Annotated in this window: 17 protein-coding genes; 8 read left to right on the forward strand and 9 right to left on the reverse strand. The window is 62.9% G+C overall.

Features of this window, described 5'->3' with window-relative positions; genetic code table 11:
* Positions 1 to 22: 22 nt before the first annotated feature.
* The 4 genes from NKI35_RS16200 to NKI35_RS16215 all read right to left on the reverse strand — a co-directional run bounded on the left by NKI35_RS16200 (position 23) and on the right by NKI35_RS16215 (position 5,176).
* Positions 23 to 187 (reverse strand): hypothetical protein, encoded by a 165-nt coding sequence (locus NKI35_RS16200; protein WP_352520276.1) that lies wholly within the window; start codon positions 185 to 187, stop codon positions 23 to 25.
* Positions 188 to 330: 143 nt separating this feature from the next.
* Positions 331 to 957: an ImmA/IrrE family metallo-endopeptidase gene (locus tag NKI35_RS16205; RefSeq protein WP_352740861.1), complete on the reverse strand. Its 627-nt coding sequence runs from the start codon at positions 955 to 957 to the stop codon at positions 331 to 333.
* A complete protein-coding gene (locus NKI35_RS16210; RefSeq protein WP_156951450.1) occupies positions 954 to 1,319 on the reverse strand; it encodes a hypothetical protein in 366 nt (121 codons plus the stop codon). Before NKI35_RS16210 ends, NKI35_RS16205 begins: the two co-directional genes overlap by 4 nt.
* Before the next feature lie 92 nt (positions 1,320 to 1,411).
* Positions 1,412 to 5,176: a vitamin B12-dependent ribonucleotide reductase gene (locus NKI35_RS16215; RefSeq protein WP_352740864.1), complete on the reverse strand. Its 3,765-nt coding sequence runs from the start codon at positions 5,174 to 5,176 to the stop codon at positions 1,412 to 1,414.
* Positions 5,177 to 5,906: 730 nt separating this feature from the next.
* Between NKI35_RS16215 and gltX the strand changes: the two genes are divergently transcribed.
* Positions 5,907 to 7,280, forward strand: coding sequence for a glutamate--tRNA ligase (gene gltX, locus NKI35_RS16220; protein ID WP_352740866.1), 1,374 nt, complete (start codon positions 5,907 to 5,909; stop codon positions 7,278 to 7,280).
* On the opposite strand, the gene NKI35_RS16225 is transcribed toward gltX, so the two are convergent.
* On the reverse strand, positions 7,198 to 8,397 hold the full coding sequence (locus tag NKI35_RS16225) for a DUF2865 domain-containing protein (protein WP_352740868.1): 1,200 nt from the start codon (positions 8,395 to 8,397) through the stop codon (positions 7,198 to 7,200). The genes gltX and NKI35_RS16225 overlap by 83 nt on opposite strands.
* A gap of 203 nt (positions 8,398 to 8,600) precedes the next feature.
* On the opposite strand from NKI35_RS16225, the gene NKI35_RS16230 reads away from it, so the two are divergent.
* Positions 8,601 to 9,221: a DUF1287 domain-containing protein gene (locus NKI35_RS16230; protein WP_023711449.1), complete on the forward strand. Its 621-nt coding sequence runs from the start codon at positions 8,601 to 8,603 to the stop codon at positions 9,219 to 9,221.
* Positions 9,222 to 9,226: 5 nt separating this feature from the next.
* Here the strand turns inward: NKI35_RS16230 and NKI35_RS16235 are convergent, their stop codons facing one another.
* Together NKI35_RS16235 and NKI35_RS16240 are read right to left on the reverse strand one after the other, a co-directional pair.
* Positions 9,227 to 11,551 (reverse strand): NADP-dependent malic enzyme, encoded by a 2,325-nt coding sequence (locus tag NKI35_RS16235; protein ID WP_023694169.1) that lies wholly within the window; start codon positions 11,549 to 11,551, stop codon positions 9,227 to 9,229.
* A 159-nt stretch (positions 11,552 to 11,710) separates the two neighbouring features.
* The gene (locus NKI35_RS16240; RefSeq protein WP_023706506.1) at positions 11,711 to 12,490 is read right to left on the reverse strand and encodes an SDR family oxidoreductase; all 780 of its coding nucleotides are present in this window, start codon (positions 12,488 to 12,490) and stop codon (positions 11,711 to 11,713) included.
* Between the two features lie 120 nt (positions 12,491 to 12,610).
* Between NKI35_RS16240 and NKI35_RS16245 the strand changes: the two genes are divergently transcribed.
* Both NKI35_RS16245 and NKI35_RS16250 read left to right on the forward strand, forming a co-directional pair.
* The gene (locus NKI35_RS16245) at positions 12,611 to 13,426 is read left to right on the forward strand and encodes a UDP-2,3-diacylglucosamine diphosphatase (RefSeq protein ID WP_023715971.1); all 816 of its coding nucleotides are present in this window, start codon (positions 12,611 to 12,613) and stop codon (positions 13,424 to 13,426) included.
* Between the two features lie 104 nt (positions 13,427 to 13,530).
* The gene (locus NKI35_RS16250) at positions 13,531 to 14,745 is read left to right on the forward strand and encodes an MFS transporter (protein ID WP_352740870.1); all 1,215 of its coding nucleotides are present in this window, start codon (positions 13,531 to 13,533) and stop codon (positions 14,743 to 14,745) included.
* Here NKI35_RS16250 and dgcA read toward each other — a convergent pair.
* Positions 14,716 to 15,699 (reverse strand): N-acetyl-D-Glu racemase DgcA, encoded by a 984-nt coding sequence (dgcA, locus tag NKI35_RS16255; protein ID WP_023694173.1) that lies wholly within the window; start codon positions 15,697 to 15,699, stop codon positions 14,716 to 14,718. The two genes, NKI35_RS16250 and dgcA, sit on opposite strands and share 30 nt — an antisense overlap.
* A gap of 77 nt (positions 15,700 to 15,776) precedes the next feature.
* Here dgcA and NKI35_RS16260 point away from each other — a divergent pair, with 77 nt between their 5' ends.
* The 4 genes from NKI35_RS16260 to NKI35_RS16275 are packed head-to-tail and all read left to right on the forward strand — an operon-like array spanning position 15,777 to position 19,851.
* A complete protein-coding gene (locus NKI35_RS16260) occupies positions 15,777 to 16,964 on the forward strand; it encodes an MlaE family ABC transporter permease (RefSeq protein WP_352518824.1) in 1,188 nt (395 codons plus the stop codon).
* A 1-nt stretch (position 16,965) separates the two neighbouring features.
* Entirely contained in the window at positions 16,966 to 17,784 is an 819-nt protein-coding gene (locus tag NKI35_RS16265) for an ABC transporter ATP-binding protein (RefSeq protein WP_023694175.1), read from the forward strand.
* Positions 17,785 to 17,798: 14 nt separating this feature from the next.
* Complete coding sequence (locus NKI35_RS16270) at positions 17,799 to 19,172, forward strand: MlaD family protein (protein WP_023715969.1); 1,374 nt, start codon at positions 17,799 to 17,801, stop codon at positions 19,170 to 19,172.
* A gap of 37 nt (positions 19,173 to 19,209) precedes the next feature.
* A complete protein-coding gene (locus tag NKI35_RS16275) occupies positions 19,210 to 19,851 on the forward strand; it encodes an ABC-type transport auxiliary lipoprotein family protein (protein WP_502897145.1) in 642 nt (213 codons plus the stop codon).
* 312 nt (positions 19,852 to 20,163) lie between these two features.
* Here the strand turns inward: NKI35_RS16275 and NKI35_RS16280 are convergent, their stop codons facing one another.
* Positions 20,164 to 26,373, reverse strand: coding sequence for a kinesin (locus NKI35_RS16280; protein ID WP_352740873.1), 6,210 nt, complete (start codon positions 26,371 to 26,373; stop codon positions 20,164 to 20,166).
* Positions 26,374 to 26,414: the final 41 nt, after the last annotated feature.

Raw genomic sequence — 26,414 nt, forward strand, 5'->3', positions numbered from 1 at the left:
CGGCAAACTTCGCCTATCAATGTTACTTCTTGCGCGGCGGTTCGTTCTTGGTGTCCCCGTAGCCGGGCTTGGGGACACGCTCGACTGTGGTCGTGTTCGGGCGGCGCTCGGCTTCTTTCACAGAAATGAATTGGCCGCTCTTTGAGCTTCGTCCAATGTCGAAAGTCTTACGTTCATTGGTGGGCATTTGGGTATCTTTCCTCTGTGTTGCCAGAGCTACCTCGACTCCGAGAACCGACTCCCCATATGATAACCTTGCTAGAGGAGATGGGATTTCGATCTCGTCGCCCCGCGTAGGCTCCGGCCTGTTCGCGGTATCCAAAGCCGGCTCTAACGAGCCGGCTTTGGTATTTCTGCGGCTTTGCTTTGCATTCCTGTAATTGCCGTCTTGACCTGATGCGGAATTATATGTGGCTCTGAGATGCCAAGATTTTGGAGGCGTTTCTCGGCGGCTGTCCTACTCACAGCAAAGAACGGCATGATTTCCAGAACGTCGGTGAAGTCACGAATTAGAGTCTCCGGCATAAGAAAACCGGCGGCAAACGCGTTAGCTTGCCATTCTGCGCTCGCGTACGCAGGCAACTCTTTCATCTGAGAATATCGCCTAGGGGCTCGATCAAGGGGAACGGCCGATTTGTGAAGAACCAAATGCCCTAGCTCATGGGCCACAGTCCACCTGCCGCGGCCTTCAAAGTTCGCCGCGGATTGATACGTTGTGGCTGACAAGACAACGCAAGGCGGATCAAATTCGGTATACCCTTCCGCTCCGTCCATCAGGTGGTCATCTTTGACAACTAGTGCGAAATCGCCAAAAAGCCGGGGCATTTCATTTTCAAGGACACTAACCATATCAGGTGCTTGGCAAGTAGTGCCTATGCGAAGTGCTTGGCGCCATGCCGCTGCTAATATCTCGATCTCAGCGCGACTCTTGGCGGATACGCAATAGTCATGACTCATCTGTCATCTCCTGGGAGTTCTGCGTCCAGTTTTCGTATCTCGTCTGGGGACATCTTGTTGATCTTCCTAAATAACCTTCTAGCAAGAGCTGCGCGTTCTTTGTTTATTGGCGTAAAGCGAATAACGTTAATGCGGGCATCTGCGAGGGCCTGTAGGTGCTTTCTCGTAACGATGTCCAATTTCAACCAGTTTCCAAAGTTTTCTACGTACCCCTCTGGAACTTGTTTTCCCCCAGTCTCGACAGCGGAGATAAATGACGGCGAACACTTGAACTCCTTTGCTTGATCAATCATCCGCAACCTTCGTGCCATTCTGATTTCCCGGCATGCGGACCCAAATGCCGTCAGAGTTTTTTCGACCATCTTTATGTTTCCCTATCTTTTTCACCTGTAGGTGAAACTCTCCCTCAAAAAAAACCTCTCTGCCGCGTTGGCGGCAGAGAGGTTCGTTCGTGTCAGCTGCACCCGCTCGTCGAACCACAAGTATCGCACTTCTCGCAGGTGCCGTTCCGCACCATGGTGAAGTTGTGGCATTCCGAGCATTCGTTGCCGGTGTAGCCTTGCATCAAGGATTGCTGACGCCGCGTGGAGGCAAGCGCCTTTGCCTCGGCCGCTTCTTTCGCTGCTTCGTCGGTGAACAAACCGGTGGGGTCGGCTGCCTCCTCGGAAACAATATCTTCGACCAATTCCTTGGCTCGCTCCTCATAGTCGCGCTTGTAGGCGATGGCTTCGTCGCTTGCTGGTTTAAGCGCCAACACGTTGGAGCCTGAGAACGCAGTTGGAGTGACCCGGGCAGGGGCCGCGGCAGGCGATCCGGCAAAACCCTTGGGTTCGCCACCTAAGCCAGACACCAACTTGACCGGCGAGGCGCCGCGGGTAAGGCCCTTCGAGAACGGCGTCGCCTTGCCTTCGTTGATGCCGCGTCCGAGCGCCGTCTTGTCGAAATCCGACTGGTCGACATGGGCGAGGTCGTGGCGGCCCAGGTAGGACACAGCGAGCTCGCGGAACACATAGTCTAGGATCGACGTCGCATTCTTGATCGCGTCGTTGCCCTGCACCATGCCGGCCGGCTCGAACTTGGTGAAGGTGAAGGCCTCGACGAATTCCTCGAGCGGCACGCCGTATTGCAAGCCGAGCGAAATGGCGATGGCGAAGTTGTTCATCATCGCCCGGAAAGCAGCGCCTTCCTTGTGCATGTCGATGAAGATCTCGCCGATGCGGCCGTCATCGAATTCGCCGGTGCGTAGGTAGACCTTGTGGCCGCCGACGACTGCCTTCTGGGTGTATCCCTTGCGGCGGTTCGGCAGTTTTTCACGATCGCGGTAGAGGCGTTCGATGACGCGTTCGACGATCTTCTCGGTCACTTGCACGGCGCGCTGTGAAGCGGGCGCCGCGATCAGCTGCTCGACCGCGTCGTCCTCGTCGTCCTCGCTGTCGGCGAGCAGCGACGAATTCAGCGGCTGCGACAGCTTCGAGCCGTCGCGGTAGAGCGCGTTGGCCTTCAGCGCCAGCTTCCACGACAGCATGTAAGCGCCCTTGGCGTCTTCCACCGTCGCATCGTTGGGCATGTTGATGGTCTTGGAGATGGCGCCGGAGATGAAGGGCTGTGCCGCCGCCATCATCTGGATGTGGCTGTTGATGGACAGCGAGCGCTTGCCGATCTTGCCGCACGGGCTGGCGCAGTCGAACACCGCGAGATGCTCGGCCTTGAGGAAGGGCGCGCCTTCCAGCGTCATCGCACCGCAGACATGGATGTTGGCGGCTTCGATGTCCTTCCTGGAGAAGCCGAGCGCCGGCAGCATCTCGAACGAGAAGTCGTTGAGCTGCTCATCGGTGAAGCCGAACGTCTCCTTCACCCAGTCGGCGCCGAGCGTCCACTGGTTGAAGACGAACTTGATGTCGAAGGCCGACTTCAGTGCTGCATTGAGCGCCGCGATCTTGTCGTCAGTAAAACCCTTCGCCTTGAGCGAGCCGGGGTTGACCGCCGGCGCCTGGTTCATGTTGCCGTGACCGACCGCATAGGCCTCGATCTCGGCGATCTGGCTTTCTGAATAGCCCAGCGTGCGCAGCGCTTCCGGCACGGCGCGGTTGATGATCTTGAAATAGCCGCCGCCGGCGAGCTTCTTGAACTTCACCAAGGCGAAGTCGGGCTCGATGCCGGTGGTATCGCAATCCATGACGAGACCGATCGTGCCGGTCGGCGCAATCACGGTCGCCTGCGCGTTGCGGTAGCCATGCTCCTCGCCGAGTTCGATGGCGCGGTCCCAGGCAGCCTTGGCGTGCGTGGCCAATTCCTGCTGCTTCAGGTCGGACGCGACCAGCGGCACCGGATTGACGGCGAGCTTCTCGTAGCCCTGTTTCTCGCCATAGGCGGCACGGCGATGGTTGCGCATGACGCGCAGCATGTTCTGCGCATTGCGGTCGTAATCGGCGAAGGCGCCGAGCTCGCCGGCCATCTCGGCCGAAGTGGCATAGGCAATGCCGGTCATGATGGCGGTGAGTGCGGCGCAGATGGCGCGGCCCTCGTCGGAATCATAGGGAATGCCAGACGTCATCAGCAGGCCTCCAATGTTGGCATAGCCGAGGCCGAGCGTGCGGTACTCGTAGGACTGCTTGGCGATCTCCTTCGACGGGAACTGCGCCATCATCACCGAGATTTCGAGGACGACGGTCCACAGCCGCACCGTGTGCTCATAGGCGGCGATGTCGATCGTGCCATCGGCATTGCGGTAGGGCAAAAGGTTGATCGAGGCGAGGTTGCAGGCCGTGTCGTCGAGGAACATGTATTCCGAGCACGGGTTGGAGGCCCGGATCGCACCGGCCGAAGCGCAGGTATGCCAGTCGTTCATCGTCGTGTTGAAATGCAGGCCCGGGTCGGCCGACGCCCAGGCGGCGTAGCCGATCTTTTCCCAGAGGTCGCGAGCCTTGAGCGTCTTCAAGACCTTGCCGTCCTTGCGGGCGGTGAGGTGCCAATCGGCGTCGTCCTCGACGGCGCGCAGGAAATTGTCCTTCAGCGACACCGAATTGTTGGAGTTCTGGCCGGAGACGGTGAGGTAGGCGTCCGAATCCCAGTCGGTGTCGTAGGTCTTGAACGACATCGAGGTGTAGCCCTGCTTGGCGAACTGGATGACGCGGTAGATGTAGTTCTCCGGCACCGCCGACTTCTTGGCCGCCTTGATCTCGCGCTTCAGCGCGGTGTTGATCGACGGGTCGAAGCAGTCGTCATCATGGCCTTCGCAGTTGATGCAGGCCTTCATGATCGCTTCGAGATGTTTTTTCACGATCTTGGAGCCGGTGACCAGCGACGCCACCTTCTGCTCTTCATTGACCTTCCAGTCGATGAATTCCTCGATATCGGGATGGTCGGCGTCGACAATGACCATCTTGGCCGCACGACGCGTGGTGCCGCCCGACTTGATGGCGCCCGCCGCGCGGTCGCCGATCTTGAGGAAGCTCATCAGGCCGGACGAACGGCCGCCGCCCGACAGCTTTTCGCCTTCGCCGCGCAGCATCGAGAAATTGGAGCCGGTGCCCGAGCCATATTTGAACAGACGCGCTTCACGCACCCACAGGTCCATGATGCCGCCTTCGTTGACGAGATCGTCCTGCACGCCCTGGATGAAGCAGGCATGCGGCTGCGGATGCTCGTAGGAGGACTTCGACTTGGTCAGCTTGCCGGTAAACGGGTCGACATAATAGTGGCCCTGGCTCGGACCATCGATGCCGTAGGCCCAGTGCAGGCCGGTATTGAACCATTGCGGCGAGTTCGGCGCAACGCGCTGGGTGGCGAGCATATAGGCGAGTTCGTCGCGGAAGGCGCTCGCGTCTTCTTCCGACTTGAAGTAGCCGCCCTTGTAGCCCCAATAGGTCCAGGTGCCGGCCAGCCGGTCGAAGACCTGGCGGGCGTCGATTTCGGAACCGTAGCGCTCGGCTTCCGGCAGCTTGGCAAGCTCGGCCTCGTCGGCGACGGAGCGCCACAGGAAGGAGGGGACGTCGTTCTCCTCGACCTTCTTCAGGCGCGCGGGCACGCCGGCCTTGCGGAAATACTTCTGCGCCAGGATGTCGGCGGCAACCTGCGAGAACTGCGCCGGCACATCGATATTGTCCAAGCGGAACACCACCGAGCCGTCCGGATTCTTGATCTCCGAAAGCGCCTTGCGGAATTCGATCTCCGCGTAAGCTGATTGGCCTGGCTTGGTGAAACGACGCTCGATGCGCATTGGTCCGGTCCCTTTTGTCTATATATAGCGCTTTTCCCCGGGGATTTCTGCCCCCAATGCGAAACGCGCATGTCTGCCGTCTGCCGGCGTTCGAAAACACCGGCTCTCCTTGTGGCAGTCTTCGTCGCCTTGCTGGTCGAGCTTCTTACGAAGCCGCTGTTCCAACTCTGCGCCGAACCCTGCGGGTCCCTCAAAACTGAATTTTTCCTCGATTCCCTCGACCGAGGGAAATTCACACTATCTAGCGTCGAACCTGCCTGCAAACACTAAATATAGTGTTAACAGACAATTTATTCCAGTCCGACAAATCTCCCTTTTCGCTCCCGAAGCCCCCACGATCCAACGCTTCCGCCAGCCTCGTAAACAGGCGGAAATCATGGCCAAAACGCACAAATCCGGGGAAATGACCGGGCTCGAAACTCTCCGGTCGCGCCCTCAACAAGAGCACATGGCACATAAAAGGCGACTCGGTTTGCGTCGTCAAGGATTCGTTTGCGTAGCTTTTGTGACCCCAACATCTTGTGTGTCACATATGTGGATAACGGGGACAAAAAGCGGCTGAGGAAAGCCCGATTCTGCCGGCGTGGACCGCTGGTGAGCGGTTCACCCGAGACAGGCCCGGCCGGATTCTGGCTCACAGCCTTTTCATTTTAGCTAGCGTGCATTATGTCTTTGGCGTCGCGCGGGGGCGCGTCTTGTCAATTCCAAGAGCATCCGTTACGCCCCGCCCATGACAGTTACCGTCCGTTTTGCCCCCTCACCAACCGGCCGCATTCATATCGGCAATGCCCGCACCGCCTTGTTCAACTGGCTGTTTGCCATGAACAACAAGGGCCGTTTCATCCAGCGCTTCGACGACACAGACATTGCCCGCTCGAGGCAGGAATTTTCCGACGCCATCCTCTACGACCTGCACTGGCTGGGGATTTTTCCCGACGCCACCGAATACCAGTCGCGGCGCTTCGAAACTTACGACGCGGCGGTGGAGCGGCTGCAGAGAGCCGGCGTTGTCTATCCCTGCTACGAGACCCCCGAAGAACTGGACCTGCGCCGCAAGGTGCGCCGCACGCGCGGCCTGCCGCCGGTCTATGGCCGCGAGGCGCTGGCGCTTTCGCAGCAGCAGATCGCCGAATACCGCTCCGATGGCCGCCGGCCGCACTGGCGCTTTCTGCTGCCCAACTTCACCAGCGATCCGCTGCAGCCCGAACGCACCGAAGTGCACTGGAACGATCTGGTGCGCGGCGAGGAAACCGTCGATCTGGCCTCACTGTCCGATCCGGTGCTGCGGCGCGAGGACGGCACTTATCTCTACACGCTGCCATCGGTCGTCGACGACGTCGAGATGGGGGTCAGTCATGTTATCCGCGGCGACGACCACGTCACCAACACCGGCGTGCAGATCGCGTTGTTCAAAGCGCTAGGCGCCGAGCCGCCTGTCTTCGGCCACCACAATCTCTTGACCACGGCCTCGGGCGAGGGCCTGTCGAAGCGCAGCGGTGCGCTGTCGATCGAAAGCCTGCGCGAGGAGGGCATCGAGCCGATGGCTGTGGCTTCGCTGGCCGTCCTTGTCGGCACCTCGGAAAATGTCGCGGCGGTGCATGACATGCCGGCACTGGCCGCGCGCTTCGATCCCGCCGCCACGTCGAAATCGGCGGCCAAATTCGACCCGGACGAGCTGTTCGTGCTAAATCGTGCGCTCATGCACCACATGCCTTTTTCCGAGGCGCGGGACCGGCTGATCGTGCTCGGCATCTCCGGCGACAAGGCCGAGCCGTTCTGGCTGGCGGTGCGCGGCAATCTCGACCGGCTGAGCGACGCGGTCGGCTGGTGGCGTATCCTTGCCGACGGCCCGCAGCCGGCGCCGGAATTTTCCGACGAGGATCGCGACTTCCTGCAGCAGGCCTTCGACCTGCTGCCGGAAGAGCCGTGGACCGGCGCGGTCTGGAAAGACTGGACGGCCAGGATCAGGGAAGCCAGCGGCCGCAAGGGCAAGGCGCTGTTCATGCCGCTCAGGTTGGCCCTTACCGGACTTGCTTCCGGGCCGGAGCTTGCAGATCTATTGCCGCTGCTGGGTCGGGAAGGAACGCTGGCCCGACGACCCTGACCTTGCGCTGGTCCGGCGGGATCAGCGACACCGGCGACACCACCGGCTTGACGGCAAGGCGCTTGATGGCGGCGCGGTCGAGCCCGCCTTGTACGTTCGCCAGCGTCTCCGGATCCGCGCCCGGATCGGGTTTGGCCGCCGGCACCGGAATGAATGGCGTTGTCTCGGTATCAGGCTGCGATTGCTCGGGCGGTGGCGGGTTGCCGCCGATGATCTCGAAATTTCCGGCCTGCGCATTGCAGCCACAAGCCAGCGGCCGCGACATGTTGGGCTGTTTGTAGAGATAGGCGGTCGGCAACTCGCTGTAGGGCCTGCCGGTCACCGACGACGTCATGTTGGCCGAATCGTCTTCCATGCCGCGCGAATAGAACACCTGCATTTCGGTGCCGGGGCAGCTCGATTCGCAGTTCTTCTGGTCGCGCTCGAAATCGCCGAGCGAAGCCGAGTTCGACATCGGGAAGAAATAGCCGTCGCAGGTGCGCACGCAGCTCGTATGGAACTCGCCGCCGACCGTCGGGAAATCCGGCACGCCGGGCTGATTGAGCACCCGGCGCACATTGCGCTCCTCGCCGGGATCGTCGGGCTGGTCGAGCGTGTCAATCTGCCGGCTGCCGCCGAAAAGCTGGTCGAACAAATTGCCGTCATCCGGTTCGCGGCTGGCTTCTTGCAGCGGCTCCCGCAGGCGCGGCGCGGGCTCGTCGCGGCAGCCATTGGCGTCGAGCGCGGCCAGGATGCGGCCGTGGTCGCGCCGCGAGCCGCCGCCGGCAAGCTGGGCGCGCTTGGCTTGCAACGCATCGAGATTGGCGTTCATGCGATCGATGCTGCTGTTCAGCGCGGCACATTGGCTGACATTGCGCGAAAACAGCGAAAACCCGCAATTCGCATCGCTCGCACGACCGCGCACCTTTGATAGCTGTTCGAACTGGCGGGAGATGGCCTTGTCATACTTCCGCACCATGCTGGAATTGCCGCCGCCATTCGATGAAGAAGCAAGCTCGGCTTCCAGTTGACGGCAAACGCGGGAGGCGGCCTGCGGTTCAGTGGTGGCGACGGCCGCAAGCACAAGCGCTCCGAGCAGCGCAGCCAGGTGCTTCAGCCTCCATCGTCCGCCCGTCATTGCCCGAACCCCGCTTGCCTGCCTGTCTACCGGATTCGCCGTTAACCGTTCCCTCAATCTACAACCAAAGATGGTCTTAGCCCATAGACGCGTTGCAGGAGGCGTTTGGATAGGGCGGCAACTGTGCGATCTCACCGCTGCATGAAAAAGGCGCAATCGCCCCGGAATTATCCCACGATCCAGCAATGCCCCGGGGAGCTGGCATGATCGCGATTACCCGTCGAACCGCGCTGCAGTTCGGTCTGTTGTGCCTGGCGGCGCCCGCCGTCCGGGCGCAGGAAAATCCAGCCGCTCCGGACTGGCGCAGCAAATTGGTCGAAGCCGGGCGTGAGCAGATCGGCGTCACCACCTTCTACGACCCGGCCTATGTCCGCCTCGGCTATCCCGGCGGCGACGTCGCGCCGGATAGGGGCGTGTGCACGGATGTCATCGTGCGCGCCTATCGCCGCGCCTTCAATCTCGACCTGCAGAAACTGGTGCATGAGGATATGGCCGCCAATTTCGCCGCCTATCCCAAGACCTGGGGTCTGAAAGCGACCGACCGCAACATCGATCACCGACGGGTCGGCAACCTTGCCGCCTTTTTCGGGCGCAAGGGTGCTTCCTTGGCCGTAAGCGAGGATCCTGCCGACTTTCAGCCGGGCGATCTTGTCACCCAGATGCTGCCCGGCAACCTGCCGCACATCGTCATTGTCTCATCCGAACGCTCGGCGGACGTGCCGGGAAGGCCGCTGGTCATCCACAATATCGGGTCGGGCGCCCGCGAGGAGGACACGCTGTTCGCCTTCAAGCAGACCGGGCATTACCGTTTCGTGCCTGCCTGACGGCGTCAGTTGAAATGAACCACCGCCTGTGCCTTGTGCGCCGCCTCGACCACCGCAAGCGCCGTCATGTTGACGACGCCGCGCGAGGTCACCGACGGCGTCAAAATATGCGCCGGCTTGTCGGTGCCAAGCAGGATCGGCCCGACATGCAGCGCGTCCATCATCGTGCGCAGCGCGGTCAGCGTGATGTTGGCGGAGTCGAGGTTGGGGAACACCAGGAGATTGGCTTCGCCCTTCAGCCGCGAATGCGGATAGACGCGCTGGCGCAGATGCTCCGACAGGGCTGAATCGGCATGCATCTCGCCGTCGCATTGCAGGTCGGGCGCAACGCGCGCCAGGATCGCCGCCGCCTGCCGCATCTTCAGCGCGCTGGGGGAATCGCGCGAGCCGAAATCCGAATGCGACAGCAGCGCTGCCTTCGGCTCGATGCCGAACCGCTGGATTTCCTCCGCCGCCAGAATGGTCATTTCGGCGATCTCCTCGGCCGTCGGGTCGACCGAGACATGGGTGTCGGTGAGGAAGATGATGCCGCGTTGCGAGATCAGCATCGACAGCGTCGACAGGTCGCGGTCCTTGACGCCTGCGCGTGGTCCGATGACCAGCGTCACATTGCGCAGATGCCGCTCGAAACGGCCCTCGAGGCCGCAGATCATGGCGTCGGCATCGCCGCGCTTCAGCGCCAGCGCGGCAATCACCGTATTGTCGGTGCGCACCATCGTGCGCGCGGCCTCCGTCGTCACGCCGCGCCGGCCGGCAAGCTCGATCAACAGGTCGACATAATGGCGGTAGCGCGGATCGTCTTCCGGGTTGATCAGGCCGAAATCGACGCCCGGCTTGATACGCAGGCCGTAGCGCTTCAGCCTGACCTCGATGACATGCGGGCGGCCGATCAGGATCGGCTCGGCAATGCCTTCCTCCAGCACCACCTGGGCTGCGCGCAGCACGCGCTCGTCCTCGCCGTCGGCATAGATGACGCGCTTGGCGGTCGACGCCTTGGCCGACGAAAACACCGGCTTCATCACCAGGCCGGAGCGGAAGACGAAGCGGTTGAGCTGGTCGATATAGGCGGCGAAGTCGGTGATCGGCCGGGTCGCGACGCCGGTGTCGCAGGCAGCCTTGGCCACCGCCGGCGCGATGCGCAGGATTAGGCGGGGATCGAAGGGCGAGGGGATAAGGAAGTCGGGTCCGAAGATCGGCGTCTCGCCGGAATAGGCGCGGGCGGCGACGTCGGATGGTTCTTCGCGGGCCAGCGCGGCGATCGCCCGGACCGCGGCCATCTTCATCTCCTCGTTGATGGCGCTGGCGCCGCAATCCAGCGCACCGCGGAAGATGTAAGGAAAACAAAGCACGTTGTTGACCTGATTGGGGAAATCGGAACGGCCGGTGCAGATCATCGCGTCGGGACGAGCGGCGCGCGCGACCTCCGGCATGATCTCGGGATTGGGGTTGGCCAGCGCCAGGATCAACGGCTTAGGCGCCATATGATCAAGCAATTCCGGCTTCAGCACGCCGGCGGCCGACAGGCCGAGAAAAACGTCGGCGCCAGGGATCACATCGGCCAGCGTGCGCGCCTCGGTGTCCTTCACATATGGGTCTTTCCAGCGATCCATCTCGTCGGTGCGGCCCTTGTAGGCGACGCCGAAGCGGTCGGTGACCCAGATATTCTCTACCTTGGCGCCAAGCGAGACCAACAGGTTGAGGCAGGCGAGCGCTGCCGCACCGGCGCCTGAGGTGACGATCTTGATGTCGGAAATGGTCTTGCCGGCGAATTCCAGCCCGTTGAGCACGGCGGCGGCGACGATGATGGCGGTGCCATGCTGGTCGTCATGGAAGACGGGAATGCCCATGCGGGCCTTCAACTGCGCCTCGACCTCGAAGCATTCGGGCGCCTTGATGTCCTCGAGATTGATGCCGCCGAAAGTCGGCTCCAGCGCCGAGATCGTCTCGACCATGCGCTCTATGCCCGGCGCGTCGATCTCGATGTCGAAGACGTCGATGCCGGCGAATTTCTTGAACAGCACCGCCTTGCCTTCCATCACCGGCTTGGAGGCGAGCGGGCCGATATTGCCGAGCCCGAGCACGGCCGAGCCGTTGGAGACGACGCCGACCAGATTGGCGCGCGCTGTATAATCGGCCGCGGTTGCCGGATTGTCGCGGATTTCGAGGCAGGGCGCGGCAACACCCGGCGAATAGGCCAACGCCAGGTCGCGCTGGTTGCCGAGCGGCTTGGTCGCCTGGATCTCGAGCTTTCCCGGCCTTGGATGCTTATGGAAGTAGAGGGCGGCTTCGTCGAGGTCCGAACGTGCCGTTTTCTTGTTCTCGCCTTCCATGCGGCCGCTCCCTCAAACCTGCTTTGCAGCCTTTTAGCACGCAAAAATGGTTTTTCGCGACGCCAAATAACGCAAGGGCGGCTAAAACAACCGGGGCCGGAAATATCGACCTATTTCAAATAATTGCGCTGAAATCCTGCCGATTATCCATCGAGCCTTTTAGAACGCGCTGACATAGAGGCCGCCATCGACCGGGATGTTCTGACCGGTGAGATAGCCGGCATGGACCGAGCACAGAAAGGCGCAGATCTGGCCGAACTCTTCCGGCGTGCCGAGCCGCTTGGCCGGAACGTCGGCGCTGATGCGGGTCTTGCGCGCTGCGGCCGCTGCCGGGTCTTCCATCGTGCCGGCCTCATGCGGGCCGCGCAGCCGGTCGGTGTCGAGCTTGCCCGGCAGCAGGCTGTTGATGGTGACGTTGCGGTCGATCACCGTGCGCGCCACGCCGGCCAGGAACGAAGTCAGCCCGGCGCGCGCGCCGGACGACAGATCGAGGCCGGGGATCGGGACGTAGACCGACAGCGAGGTGATGTTGACGATGCGGCCGAAGCCGCGCTTGGCCATGCCGTCGATCACGGCCTGCACCAGTTCGATCGGCGTCACCATGTTCTGCGTCACGCCCTCGAGAATCTTTGCGCGGTCGAGCTCGCGGAAATCGCGCAAGGGCGGGCCGCCATTGTTGTTGACCAGGATATCCGGGTCGGGGCAGGCGGCAAGGAGCGCGTGCTGCACGTCGGGTTTCGAGACGTCGCCGACGATCTCGGTCACCTTCACGCCGTAGCGTTCGCGCAGTTCGGCTGCGGTTTTTGCCAGCAGCTCGGCATTGCGGCCGTTGACGACGAGATCGCAGCCGGCCTCGGCCAGCGCCATGGCGCAGCCGCGGCCCAGCCCTTTGCTCGATGCGCAGACGATGGCTTTCTTGCCCTTGATGCCAAGATCCATGACGATTTTCTCCTGTGAATGGCGCGGCACGCTAGCCCTTTGGCTGGCCCAATCGCAACCGTCATACGGTTGTTGCATGAATCGGGGCATAGCCTGCGCGAAAGCAACGGTGACGATCTGATGTCCGGTACAGAAACCCGCACTTTCCGCAGCATGTTCATATCCGACCTGCATCTCGGATCGAAGGCGGCCAAGGCCGAGTTCCTGATCGATTTCCTGCGGTATCACGACGCCGATATCATCTACCTCGTCGGTGACATCGTCGACGGCTGGCGTCTGCGGCGCAGCTGGCATTGGCCGCAGAGCCACAATGACGTCGTCCAGAAACTGCTTCGCAAGGCGCGCAAGGGCACCTCGATCACCTATATCGCCGGCAATCACGACGAATTCGCGCGCCAGTTCCAAGGCGTGCATTTCGGCGGCATCGTCGTTGCCGACCGCGCCATCCACGAAACCGCCGATGGCAGGCGCCTGCTGGTCATCCACGGCGACCAGTTCGACACCGTCGTCCACAATGCACGCTGGCTGGCCTATCTCGGCGACTACGCCTATGACGCGGCGATGCTGGTCAACCGCGCGGTGACGAGGCTGCGCCACCTGCTTGGGCTTCCCTACTGGTCGTTCTCGTCCTGGGCCAAGGTCAAGGTCAAGAAGGCGGTCAACTTCATCGGCTCGTTCCAGACCGTGCTGACTGAGGAGGCCCGCCGCTCGCATGTCGACGGCGTCATCTGCGGCCACATCCATCACGCCGCGATCGAGACTTATGAGGATGTGCAGTACATCAACACCGGCGACTGGGTGGAGAGCTGCACGGCGGTGGTCGAACATTTCGACGGCAAGATGGAGATCATCCACTGGGCGCTGGTGCTGCCCGAAGCACCGGACGAGCCGTTCATCCCGCTGCTCATCGAAGACAGGGTCGTCGAAGCGGCATAACCCTCCTGTTAATCGACTGGTCCAGGCAGTTTCGGACCGCTTTCGCGCATGTTAAGGGATCGATCTGCGTTGCAGCCCTTTGTGCAGCGTAATTGGATCGATTCATGTCGCTGCCGCCGCTCTCGCCCGAACTACTCGTCAAGCCGCGCCATTTCGAACTGCGCATGAGTCTGATCTTCGCGACATTGTTCGTGTCGCTGGGAACGCATGTGCCTTATTTCCCGCTGTGGCTGCATGCCCAGGGTTTCCACGCCGAGCAGATCGCCATCATCCTGGCGGCGCCGATGTTCCTGCGCGTGGTGACAACACCCCTGCTGACCGCGCTGGCCGACCGGGCGAAGGACAGGGCGGATGTCTATATTGCGCTGGTGGCCGCGACGATGGTGCTTTCCGCCGGCTATTTCCTCACTCCCACCTATGCGGCGGTGCTTGCCGTATCGCTGGCGCTGACGGTGGTGTGGACGCCGCATTCGCCGATCGCCGATTCGCTCGCGCTGTCGGGCGTGCGCCGCTTCGGCTCGAACTACACCGCGATGCGCAAATGGGGCTCGATCTCCTATCTCTGCGCCAACGTCGCAGGCGGCTTTATCCTGGCCTGGACGAGCCCGCAGGCCGTGCCGGTAATCATCTTTGCGGCATTGTCTGCCGCGCTCGTCGCCGGATTGCTGGCGCCGCGGCTTGGCCGCCCGCGCCGGGCTTCGCCGCTATCTGCCGCCGACATCCAGCATCAGGCGCCGAGCCTTCTCAATCCGTATTTCCTGTATTTCACCCTCGGCGTCGGCATCATCACCGCCAGCCATGCCTTCCTCTACGGCTTTGTCTCAATCTACTGGAAATCGGTCGGCATCAGCGATTCCGTCGTTGGCCTGCTGTGGGCCTGGGGCGTGGTGGCCGAGGTCTGCATGTTCGTGTTTTTCAACCGTATTTTTGCCTCCGTCTCAGTCGTCAAGGTGATGCTGATCGCCGGCGTCGGCTCCATCGTGCGCTGGATCGCCTTTCCGTTGATCTGGCCACTCGGGCTTGGCGTTGCCGGTTTCTTCGGCGTCCAGACCCTGCATTCGGTGTCGGTGGCGATGGTGTTGATCGGCCTGCAGAAGATGATCGGCGAAACGGTTTCGGAAGAACGCACGGGTGCGGCGCAAGGCATTGCCTATTTCTTCAACGGCTTCTTCATGGCGGCGGTGACGCTGGCGTCCGGCCCGCTTTATGAGCGCTACGGCGTCGACGGCTTCCTGGCGATGATCCCGATCGCCATCATCGGCCTGGCGCTGATCGGGCTCGCCGCGCGTTCAGCCCCACAGCATCCTGTCAGGCGGTAACACCAGCGACCCCTGGTACACGAGGCCGGGCTGGCGGTCGCGGGCAAGCAGCAGCGGACCGTCGAGGTCGACGAAGTCGGCGCCTTGCGCCAAAAGCACTGCCGGCGCCATCGCCAGCGACGTGCCGACCATGCAGCCGACCATCACGCCGAATCCCAGCTCCCGGGCGCGGTCGCGAAGGGTAAGGGCGGCGGTCAGGCCGCCGGATTTGTCGAGCTTGATGTTGACGGCGTCATAGAGGCCGACAAGCGCTTCGAGGTCCTTCGCCTCGTGGAGGCTTTCGTCTGCGCAGATCGGCACCGGATGAGCGATGTGGCGCAGGATGGCATCATGGCCAGCGGGAAGCGGCTGTTCGATCAGGGCTATGCCATGTTCGGCGGCGAAAGCGAGATTCTCGATGATGTTGGCATCGGTCCAGCCTTCATTGGCGTCGAGGATGATGCGGCTGTCGGGCGCCGCTTCGGTCACGGCGCGGATGCGGGCCAAGTCGTTGTCGCCGCCGATCTTGACCTTGAGCAGCGGCCGTCCGGCATTGGCGCGGGCTTGCGCCGCCATCGCCTCCGGCTCGCCCAGCGACAGCGTGTAGGCCGTCACCAGCGCCGACAAGGGCACAGCGTGGATGGCGTCTGCGACCGCAACGCCGCTGATCTTCGCCTCCAGGTCCCACAAGGCGCAATCGATGGCGTTGCGGGCAGCACCCGCCGGCATCGCATCGAGCAGGTCCTTGCGGCTGATGCCGCCTTCTATCTGCCGGCGCATGGCCTCGGTGGCGTCGCGCACCCCCTCCATGGTCTCGCCATAGCGCTTGTAGGGGACGCATTCGCCCCATCCGCGATTGTCCCCATCGCTGATCGTGCAGGTAATGACTTCGGCTTCGGTCTTCGACCCGCGCGAGATGGTGAAGGTGCCGGCAATGGGAAAACGCTCGGCCTCAACCGAAATGACACGCGCCATAATTTTCTGCTCCGGCTATGCGACAACGCGTCGTCGGCAAATCGACAGGTACGACCCGTCAGGCTAAACAGGACGCCATGTTGACCATCGGCAAACGCGACGCAAGCGGCAACGCCGCCAAGGAGGCCGACCACCAGCCCCGCGTTGCGGTCGGCGAGGAGGGCGCCGTCCTCGGCTGCGCTTTCTCCGGCATCTGGACGACGACGACAGTGGCGCTGATCGACGCCGAGATGCGCAAGATCGAGCAGCGCAAAGGCTACCAGACGCTCGCTTTGGATCTTTCCCACATCGAGAAGATGGACACCGCCGGCGCCTGGCTGATCGATCGCCTGGTCAGTGTCTTCGAAAAGAAGGGTATCGAGATCAAGATGCAGGGGCAAAGCGATGTCGCCTCGATCCTGCTCGGCGCCGTTGGCGAAGCTGTCCGGCGCGAGCCCGAATCGCGCGGCGTCCGGCGCCCCAACATCATCCTCCGCGGGCTGGAGGCGGTCGGCCGCCGCATCTATGAGATGCGCGACGATTTCCTCGCCTCGATGAACATCCTCGGCGCCACCATCGGCGGCGCCCAGATGAAGCTCGGGCGCGGCCATGCCATCAATCCGGCGGCGATCTTCAACCAGATCGATCGCATGGGGGTCGGCGCCATCCCCGTGGTGGTGCTGATGTCGGCGATCGTCGGCGCCATCGTCGCCCAGCAGGGCGCCTACCAGCTCAATTATTTCGGCGCCAACATTTTCGTTGTCGATCTGGTCGGCGTGCTGATCCTGCGCGAACTCGGCGTGCTGATGACCGCCATCATGATCGCCGGCCGCTCCGGCAGCGCCATCACCGCCGAGATCGGCTCGATGAAGATGCGCGAGGAGGTCGACGCGCTGAAGGTCATCGGCCTCAACCCGATCGGCGTGCTGGTGTTTCCGCGCCTGGTGGCGCTGGTGATCGCGCTGCCCTGTCTCACCATCGTCGCCAATTTTGCCGCTCTTGGCGGCGGCATCCTAGCCGCCTGGCTTTATTCCGGTATTGCGCCGACGGCCTTCATCGACCGGCTGCGCGGCGCGATCGATATCAGCACCATCTTCGCCGGGCTGATCAAGGCGCCGTTCATGGCCATGATCATCGGCACCATTGCTTCCGTTGAAGGCATGAAGGTCGGCGGCAGCGCCGAATCGCTGGGTCTGCACGTCACCGCCTCGGTGGTGAAGTCGATCTTCGTCGTCATCATCCTCGATGGCCTTTTCGCCATCTTCTACGCATCGATCGAGTTCTGACATGATGCGCAGAAACTCAAAGGCGACCAAGGCTATGCAGGGAACGGGCGAAAGCGATATCGTGCTGTCGGTGCGCGACATCACCGTTGCCCTGGACGACAAGCTGATCCTCGACAAACTGGCGCTCGACATCAAGCGCGGCGAAATCCTCGGTTTCGTCGGCGCCTCGGGCGCCGGCAAATCGGTGCTGCTGCGCACGATTCTCGGCCTGCTGCACAAGCAGTCCGGCACGATCAAGCTGTTTGGTCTCGACCTCGAAAAGGCCAGCGACATCGAGCGGTTGCGCATCGACATGCGCCTTGGCGTGCTTTTCCAGCACGGCGCCCTGTTTTCGGCGTTGACCGTGCAGGAAAACGTGCAGGTGCCGATGCGCGAATATCTCGATCTGCCGAAGAAACTGATGGACGAGCTGGCCTTGCTCAAGATCGAACTGGTCGGCCTGCCGCCGGACGCCGCGCAAAAATTTCCCTCGGAGCTTTCGGGCGGCATGATCAAGCGCGCCGCCCTGGCGCGGGCGCTGGCGCTCGACCCCGACATCGTCTTCCTCGACGAGCCGACGTCCGGCCTCGACCCGATCAGCGCGTCCGAATTCGACGAATTGGTGGTGAAGTTGCGCGATACGATGGATCTGACGGTCTATATGGTGACGCACGATCTCGACACGCTGTTTACCGCTTGCGACCGCGTGGCGGTGCTCGGCAACAAGAAAATCCTGGTCGAAGGCACGATCGACGACATGCTGAAAAGCGAAGAACCGTGGGTCAAATCCTATTTCCGCGGAAAACGCGCTCGGCAACTTGATCTTGCCGCGCGCGCATAGACATAAGTGGGGCAATGGAAACCAGAGCCAACTACGTAATTGTCGGCATTTTCACCCTGGCTGCGATCCTGGCGGCGTTCGGGTTCGTCTATTGGACCGCCCAGATCGGTGATCGCGGCGAGACGGCGGAGCTGCGCGTGCGCATTCAGGGTTCGGCCTCCGGCCTCGGCCCCGGCAGTCTGGTGCTGTTCAACGGCGTCAAGGTCGGGGTGGTCAAGCGCGTCTATTTCGACCGCAATGACCCCAATGCCGCCATTGCTACGACCGAGATCGACCAGACAACGCCGCTCACCAAATCGACGCAGGCCGATATCGGCATCGCCAGCCTTGCCGGCCAGGTCAACATCGAATTGAAGGGCGCCGATCCCAAGGAACCGAACCTGCTGGAAGAGGCGGCAAAGGAAGGCAGGACGGCCGAGATCATCGCCAATCCGTCAGCGGTCACCAACCTGCTGCAGACGGCGCAGAACATCTTCACCCGCGCCGACAAGGTGCTTTCCGACCTAGAAGGGTTCACCAGGGATGTGCGCGGGCCGCTGACCCAGACCGTCAAGAACGCCCAGACATTTTCCGATGCGCTGGCCAGGAATGCCGACGGCATCGACAAGTTCCTGACCGCCGTCAGCGCGCTGTCGGACGAGTTGAAGGGTGTTTCCGGCAAGCTCGACGGCACACTGAAGGCTGCCGAAGGCCTGCTCAATGCCGTCGACAAGGACAAGATCAAGAGCATCGTCGCCAATGTGGACGCCGTCACCGCCAATCTGAAGGAGACCAGCGGACAGCTCGACGGCGTGATCAAGAACGTCGATACCGCGGTCGGCTCGGTCAACGATTTCGCCAAGCGCACGCAAGGCACGCTGGCAAAGGTCGACAATGTGCTCGACGGCATCGATCCGGCGCAGGTGCGCGTGGCGCTCGCCAACATTCAGAAGGCCAGCGAAAACGCCAACAAGGCCGCCGCCGACATCGCCAAGGTGACCGACAAGTTCGCCGACCGGGCCGACGACATCGACGAGACGATCAAGGACGCCAAACAGCTTGCGTCGCGCCTCAACGATGCCTCGGTGCGCGTCGACGGCATCCTGAAAAGGGTCGATACGCTGCTCGGTTCGGGCCAGGCCGACGGCGTCATGGCCGATGCCAGGGACACGCTGAAGTCGTTCAAGCAGGTCGCCGACACGCTGAACGCCCGGCTTGGCACGATCACCGACAATATTGCGCGCTTCTCGGGCCAGGGCCTGTCGAATGTCGAGGCGCTGGTCCAGGACAGCCGGCGTTCGATCAGCCGCATCGAAGAGGCGGTGACCGATCTCAGCCGCAACCCGCAGCGCATCCTGTCGGGCGGCGACGGCGAGGTCCGGCAGTTCGATGGCAGGGCACGGCGTTGACTTCCGTGCCCGCCCGCAGCAATTACATGGACCGCGGATGCGGATTCATCATACGATCCGGGGACAGTGGGGATCACGCGTGACGTTCGGGTTGGGTGGGTATAGATCGGCAGTCGTTTTGCTTGGCTTGACGCTGGCTGGTTGCGCGGCATTGGGAGGCAAGCCGGCGCCGCTCGATACGTTCGAGCTGTCCGCCCCGTCGATCGACGCCCATGGCCACAGCCGCCGCCAGATCCTGATCGCCCAGCCCTCCGCGCTCAAGGCGCTGGACAGCCAGAACATCGTCATCAAGCCGTCAGATCGCTCGATCCAGTATCTCAAGGGCGCGCAATGGGCCGACCGGCTGCCGCTGATCGTGCAGGCGAGGCTCGCCGAAACCTTCCAGCGCTCCGGAAGCTTTGCCGGCGTCGGCAAGCCGGGCGAGGGGCTGGCGATCGACTACCAGGTGATCGTCGAGATCCGCTCCTTCGAAGTCCGCGTCAATGGTGGCGAGCATGCCGAGGTCAATCTCTTCGTGCGCATCCTGAACGACCGCAACGGCGAGGTGCGCGCCTCGAAGAGCTTCACCGCATCCGCTCCCGTCTCGGGCAGCGGCAATCCGGCCTATGTCAGCGCGCTCGACAGCGCCTTCGGCGAGGCGGCGAAGGATATTGTGGGCTGGACGGATTCGGTGATCTGAGCCGGTCGAGGCTTCGAACGATCGTTCGTCGCGTTAAACCAGCACTCGACCAAATATCGCAGGTTCGCGCTGCCCCTCATTGCGCTGCCGGGCATTTCTCCCCGTATAGTGAGAAAGAACGCCATCGCCAATGATTTCGCCAATTGTCACCGTCGCAGTATGGGCGGCGAGGCTGATGCCATCTCCCTTCACCCCGTCGCTATACGGGAGAAGGTGCCGGCAGGCGGATGAGGGACAGCGCAGACCGACGATTTTGCACAAAGAAAAAGGCGGGAACTTCCCGCCTTTTCTGTGTCTGTGGTGTCGCCTCAATCAGTGCAAACGGCCGCTCGCATGGGCCAGCATGGTGTAGACCTTGCCGGTGTCCGACGTCAGGTAGGTCTGCGCCATGATGTTGTCGCGGTCGTTGCGCGAGACGTCCTTGAGCAGCTTCTCGAAATCGTCGCAGTAGCGGTCGACGGCGGCGCGGAACTCCGCCTCGGCCTGATATTTGCGGCGGATTTCGTCAAAGGTCTGCTGGCCCTTGAGCGTGTAGAGGCGGCGCGTGAACACGTCACGCTCGCCGCGCCGGTAGCGGTTCCACAGCTCGATCGAGGCGTCGTGGTCGATCGCCCGGGCAATATCGACCGAGAGCGAGTTGAGCGACTCCATGACATGCAGCGGCGAGCGCTGGGCGGGAGTTGCGCGCGGTGCTTCCGCGGGCGCAGCCGGCCTGGCGACTTCCTCCTCGCGCGATGCTCCGGTCAGGAGATCGCGCACCCAGCCGCCTTGCGGCGTGCGGGCGTTGGCGTCGCGCTGGCGCGGTGCTTCGGCGGGGCGTTCGATATCGAGCGTGCCACGCAGGCCGCCGAGCGGCGCCTGCGGAGCAGGGCGTTCCGGCTGTGGCGCCGGCGGCGGGCGGCGTACCGGCTCGGCCGGGCGCTGCATTGGCGCCTGAGGCGCCGGGCGCAGGGCGCGCGGTTCGGCATTGTCGCCGCCACGTCCCGATTTCGCAACGATATCCGAAAGTTCCTTGAGCGCGTTGATCTGCTCGGCAACGGCACGGCGGATCGCCGAGGTCGATTCCTTGGCCTCTTCCGGCATTTCGATGACGCCCTTCTTGAGCTCGGCGCGGGTGAGGTCGAGCTCGCTCTTGATCGAGCTTGCGGTGCGCCGCATCTCCTCGGTCGCATCGGCGAACCGGCTGGTTGCCGAATCGACCACTTCCGTTATGGCGATGCGGATCTTGTCGGCTGATGCCAGCGTCTTGCCTTCGGCATTCTGCATCGTCTGGCCGACAAGGTTTTCGAACGAACGCATCACCTTCTCGAGGTCTTCCGACTTCTTGACCAGGCCGACGGCGAGATCTTCGAGCGACGATTGCCGCTCAAGAGTGTGCTCCAGATTGCTCTGCGCCGAGCTCAACAGATCCGAAGCCGAGGACAGCAAGCGGCTGTGCTCGTCGAACTTGGTGGCGATCGAGGCCACTTCGCGCAGGGTCGACGACGACAGTTCGGTAAGCCGCGTCGTGTTCGAATCGACCAGGCGTGCCGAGCTGGCGAAGGTCTGCGCCGCCTTTTCGGTGGTTGCCGCGAAGCTTTGCGTGCTGCCGCTCAGACGTTCGTCAACCTGGCCGAGGTTGATCGCCGCCTGTTCGATCAGCTCACCAAGCTGCGAGCTGGAGACGCTCATGCGGCCGATGAGGTCGGCGACGCTATCGGCGAGCGACGAGCGCGCGCCTTCGACGGCCGACAGCGTTTCGGCGGTGCGGCTGGCGAGCGCGTTGACGAGGGCGGCATTTTCGCTGCGCAGCTTCTCGGTCGCGCGTTCGGTGACCTCTTCCATGCTCTTTTGCAGTTCCGAGCCGCCCTGGGCGAAGCGCTCGACCAGCGGCCGCGCGGTTTCGTCCAGGATCTTCGCCATCTCGGCCGAACGCGCCGCCAGCATCGTGTTGAGCTCGCGGGTATTGGTGCCGATGGTCTTGGCAGCGTCGTTGGTGCTCTGGCCGATGTGCTGGCCGACCGCGGTAAAAGTCTCCGCAATCGTGTTGGCCCGCGAGATCAGCTGAGCTTCTGCGCTGGAAACCTGCTCGTTGAGCTTCTGGCCCATCGTCTCCGTCGTATAAAGAAGGCGGTTCTCGACGCTGGCGACCTGTTCCTCGACGCGCGAAGCTGCGGACGCAACGCTCGCAGCCAGCCGCTCGTCGGCCCCGGCCAAAGCCTGCTCCATCTCGCGGGCGTGGACGGCAAGTTCCTGGCCGGTCTGGCGTGCGCGTTCGGCAACACGCTGCTCGGTGCTGGCGAAGGCACCGACGATGTTGTCGGCATGCTCGCCGATCGTCGACGTGGAGTCGGCGATGCGCGACACCAGGCGGTGATCGGCCTCGTCGAAGATGCGGCTGATCTCGGTGGCGCGTGCCGACAGCGCGTCCGAACCCTCGGCAATGCGCGAGATCAGCTGTTGGTCGGCGGCGTCGAAGATGCGGCCAAGGTCCGAGGCGCGGGCGGCCAGCGCTTCGGCGGATTCGCCGATGCGCATGCTCAGCCGCTGGTCGGCGCCCTCGAAGTTACGCAGGATGTCGCCGGCGCGGTCGGCCAGCGACTGCGCCGTCTCGACCGCGCGGGCGACCAGCTTCTGGTCGGCGGCGTCGAACGTGCCGGCGATCTCGCCGGCGCGGGCAGCCAGCCGTCCGGCCGTTTCTTCGGCGCGGGCGAGCAGCGAGTTCGACGTCTCGTCATGCCGGGCAAGCAGCACGCTCGTTGTGTCTTCGGCGCGAGCAAGCAAGGCATTCGTCGTATCCTCGGCGCGAGCAAGCAGGGCGCTCGATGTGTCCTCGGCACGTGCGTGCAGACGGCGATCCGCGTCCTCGAAGGTGCGGGCGATGTCCTCGGCCCGGGCCAAAAGGGCGGCCGAGGTCTGCTCGGCACGCTCGGCGATCTTGCGGTCCGCGTCACTGAAGGCAGCACCGGCCTGTTCGTGCAGCGCGCTGGTGACTTCCATCACCTTCTCGCGCAGCGCGCCGGCAACGAAGACGGCGCTCTTTTCGAGCACGCTGCGGACATTGTCGACACCCACCGACAACGCGCGCTCCATGGTTCCGGCGCGCTCTTCGATGATGCCGGTCTGCTTGCTGAAGGCCTGCTCGATCTTCTCGACATCGGCGGCGATTGCCGCCGAGATATCGGTGCTTCTGCCGGCAATCTGGTCGATATGGCCCGACAGCGAGCGGTCGACATCCTTGCGTATGTCGGCGAGCTTTGACAGATCGTCTTCCAGCGCCTGGGTCAACATGTTGCGGCCTTCGGCCAGCTTGCCGACATGGCCGGCGATGATGTCGTCGACCTCACCGCGGCTTGCCGACAGCTTCTGCAGGTCGGCTTCCAGCGCACGCTTCAAGATGTCTCGGCCCTCGGCCAGCTTCTCGACCTGGCCTGCGACCAGTCCGTCGATGCTCGACCGGCTCTCGGCCAGCTTGGCGAGGTCGTCCTCGAGAGCCTTCGACAGCGTCGCGCGATCCCGGACGAGCTTGTCGCTGTGACCCTCGATCAGGCTGTTGACATTTTCCAAATCCGCTTCCAGCACCCGTGCGAACTCGCCACGGTTTTCGCTCAGCTTCTGCGACTGGTCGGCAATGGCGCTCCTGATCGCATTGAGATCGGCTTCGAGCGCCCGTGTCAGGATGTCGCGGCCCTCGGCGAGCTTCTCGACCTGCCCGGCGACCAGCCCATCGATGTTGGAGCGGCTCTCCGCCAGCTTGGCGATGTCGTCTTCCAATGCCTTTGAGAGCGCCGAACGGTCCTGGACGAGCCTGTTTTGATGATCGGCCATGATGCCGCTGACATTGTGCAAATCGTCCTGAAGCGCCTGGGATAGCGTCGAACGATCCTGGACAAGCCGGCTCGAGTGGTCGGTGATCAGGCTGTTAACATTCTGAAGGTCATCCTTAAGCGCCTGGGATAGCGTCGAACGATCCTGGACAAGCCGGTTCGAGTGGTCGGCGATCAGGCTGTTCACATTTTGCAGGTCGGCCTCCAATGCCTTGGAAAGCTGACCGCGCTCTTCCGCCACCTTGTCGGAATGACCCGCGATGGCGCCCTTGATGGTGTTGAGGTCGGCTTCGAGCGCGCGCTTGAGGATATCGCGGCCCTCGGCCAGCTTCTCGACCTGGCCGGCGACCAGCCCGTCGATGCTCGACCGGCTCTCGGCGAGCTTGGCGAGGTCGGCCTCGAGCGTCTGTGACAACAGGCCACGATCGTCGGCAAGCCGGCTCGAATGGTCGGAGAGCAGGCCCCTGATGCCGGATAGGTCGTTCTCCAGCGCCTTGCTGAGTTCGGTTCGGTCCTCGGCCAGTTTCGCCGAGTGGTTCTCGATCACGCCCTTGATGCCGATAATGTCGTTTTCGAGCGCCTTGGTCAGGATGGCACGGCCTTCGGCGATCTTTTCAACCTGGCCGGCGACCAGCCCGTCAATCGACGCGCGGCTGTCGGCGAGCTTGCCGAGATCGGCTTCCAGGGCGCGCGACAGAATGTTGCGGCCTTCGGCCAGTTTACCGACATGTCCGGCGACCATTTCGTCAATGATCGTACGGGCTTGCACAAGTTTTCCGGAGTCTTCATGCAAAGCCTGGTTGAGCCGGTTGCGGCCTTCTTCAAGCCGCTCGAGATGGCTGCCCAGCGACGCGTCGATGGCGGCGCGGGACTCGTTGACCTTGCGCAGATCCTCTTCCAGGGCGCGCGAGATCAGGTTGCGGCCTTCGGCCAGCTTCTGCACCTGGTTGGTTACGGCCGCATCGATGCCGGCACGGCCCTCGGCGAACTTCGCCAGGTCCGCCTGCATGGCAGCCGCCATGCGTTCGCGGCTTTCGGACAGCTTGCGGCTGTGGTTTTCGACGGCGTCCTCGATGCCGACACGGGCATCGGCAAGACGTTGGATGTCGGTGTCGAATGAGCGCGACACGACATGGCGGGCGGCTTCCATCCGGCCGGCGAAATCGCTGGCGCGGGCTTCGAGCATCGACGAGGTCGACGAGACGATGTCGGCCATGTCGGCGCCGATCTGGGTCTTGCCCTGATCGATCATGGCCGACAAATGATCCTTGCTCTCGGCAAAGGTGTGGGCGATCTCGCGGGCGCGCTCGACCAGCGTTTCGTTGATCTGGCGGGCGCGCGCCTCGAGCGCGGCGTTGAGCTTCTGCGTGCCGGTATCGAGTGCTTCGGCGCGGGTCTGGAATTCGCTGATCAGCGCCTGGCCGCGCTCGGCCAGCGTCCGCTCGATGCCGTTCAGGCTGGACTCGAATTCCGAGCTCAGGGTGCGGGCGGCGCCGCCGAGCAGCGACACCATACCGGTGGTGCGGTCGTCGAGCAGGTCGGTCAGCGACCGGGTCAGGCCGTCTGTGGTGTCCGTCAGCTTGGCGATGCGGGTGTCGAGCAGCGAAGCAAAGGCTTCGCCCGATGTCGACAGCCTGTCGGTGATCGAATCCAGCCGGGTTTCGACCGAATCGAAGATCGACATCGAGCTTTCATTGATGCGGTCAATCAGCGTGTCGCCGGAATTGGTGATCGTCATCGACAGCTTGGTCGACGCGTTGAGGATAGAGTCGCGAATAATGTCGGAGGCGGCGCCGATCTCGTCCTTCAGCGTTTCATGCGCGCCGGTGATCGAGGCGCGCACGCGCTCGGCATGAGTGACGACGGCTTCGCGCTCGCTGCCCAGCCCGTCGACCAGCGACCGGATGCGCGATTCATTCTCCGAATAGGAGCGTTCGATCTGGTTGACCTCGCTGTGGACCAGAGTTTCGAGCTCGACGGCGCGCGCCAGCGTGCGCTCGATGCCTTCGCCCATCGCCGCCACTTCACGGCGAACGGCCTGGCCGATCATCATCACGCGGTCTTGGGCGAGGTTTTCCGGCTCCGCCAAGCGGAAAGCCACCTCCGTCATCGATTGCGCGGCAATGCGCATTTCCTGCGCGCGGCGGATCATCGCCGCGAAGGCCCAAAACAGGACGACCGGTATGATTGCCGCGATCGCCAGGCCGATCAGTTCAGGGCGGGCCAGGATTTGATCGAACGTACGAATTTTCCAGATGCTGGGGCCAAACAGCAGATTGGCGAGGCCGCCGGCGCCGGCGATCCAGGCCAGCGACACGAACGCCACGACCCAATAGATCGTGCTAGACGCGCGCCGGTTGAGGCTGTGCAGCAGCGTCTTGTAATCTTTCTGGCGGTCGTCGTTTGCCGGCTTGAAGCCGGCTGGCTGGGCGCTGTTGCGCGATTCGACCGGGCGCAGCTCGGCGGGCTTGGCTGCCGGCTTCGCACTCTGGTTTTGTTGGACGGGCGCGTTTTGAGCGGGGGCGGGCTTCTGGGGGCGGCCTTCGCGCGCCAGTTCGTCCGCGGCCTGCGATATCTGCGCTTCCAGATCTTCCATCGACGCCGCGATATCGAGATCGCCGCTGCCGTCTCCGCTGAGATCGAGGTCTAGTGCCTTTTCGAGTTCCCTGGCTACGTCGCTGTCGAGAGTTCTGGTCGTCGTTGGTTTCTTCGCCATGCCTTCGCTACCCTGTACTAGCTGCCGAGGGACTTCTTATT

The organism is Mesorhizobium sp. M0676 (assembly GCF_040320535.1).
Lineage (GTDB): Bacteria > Pseudomonadota > Alphaproteobacteria > Rhizobiales > Rhizobiaceae > Mesorhizobium.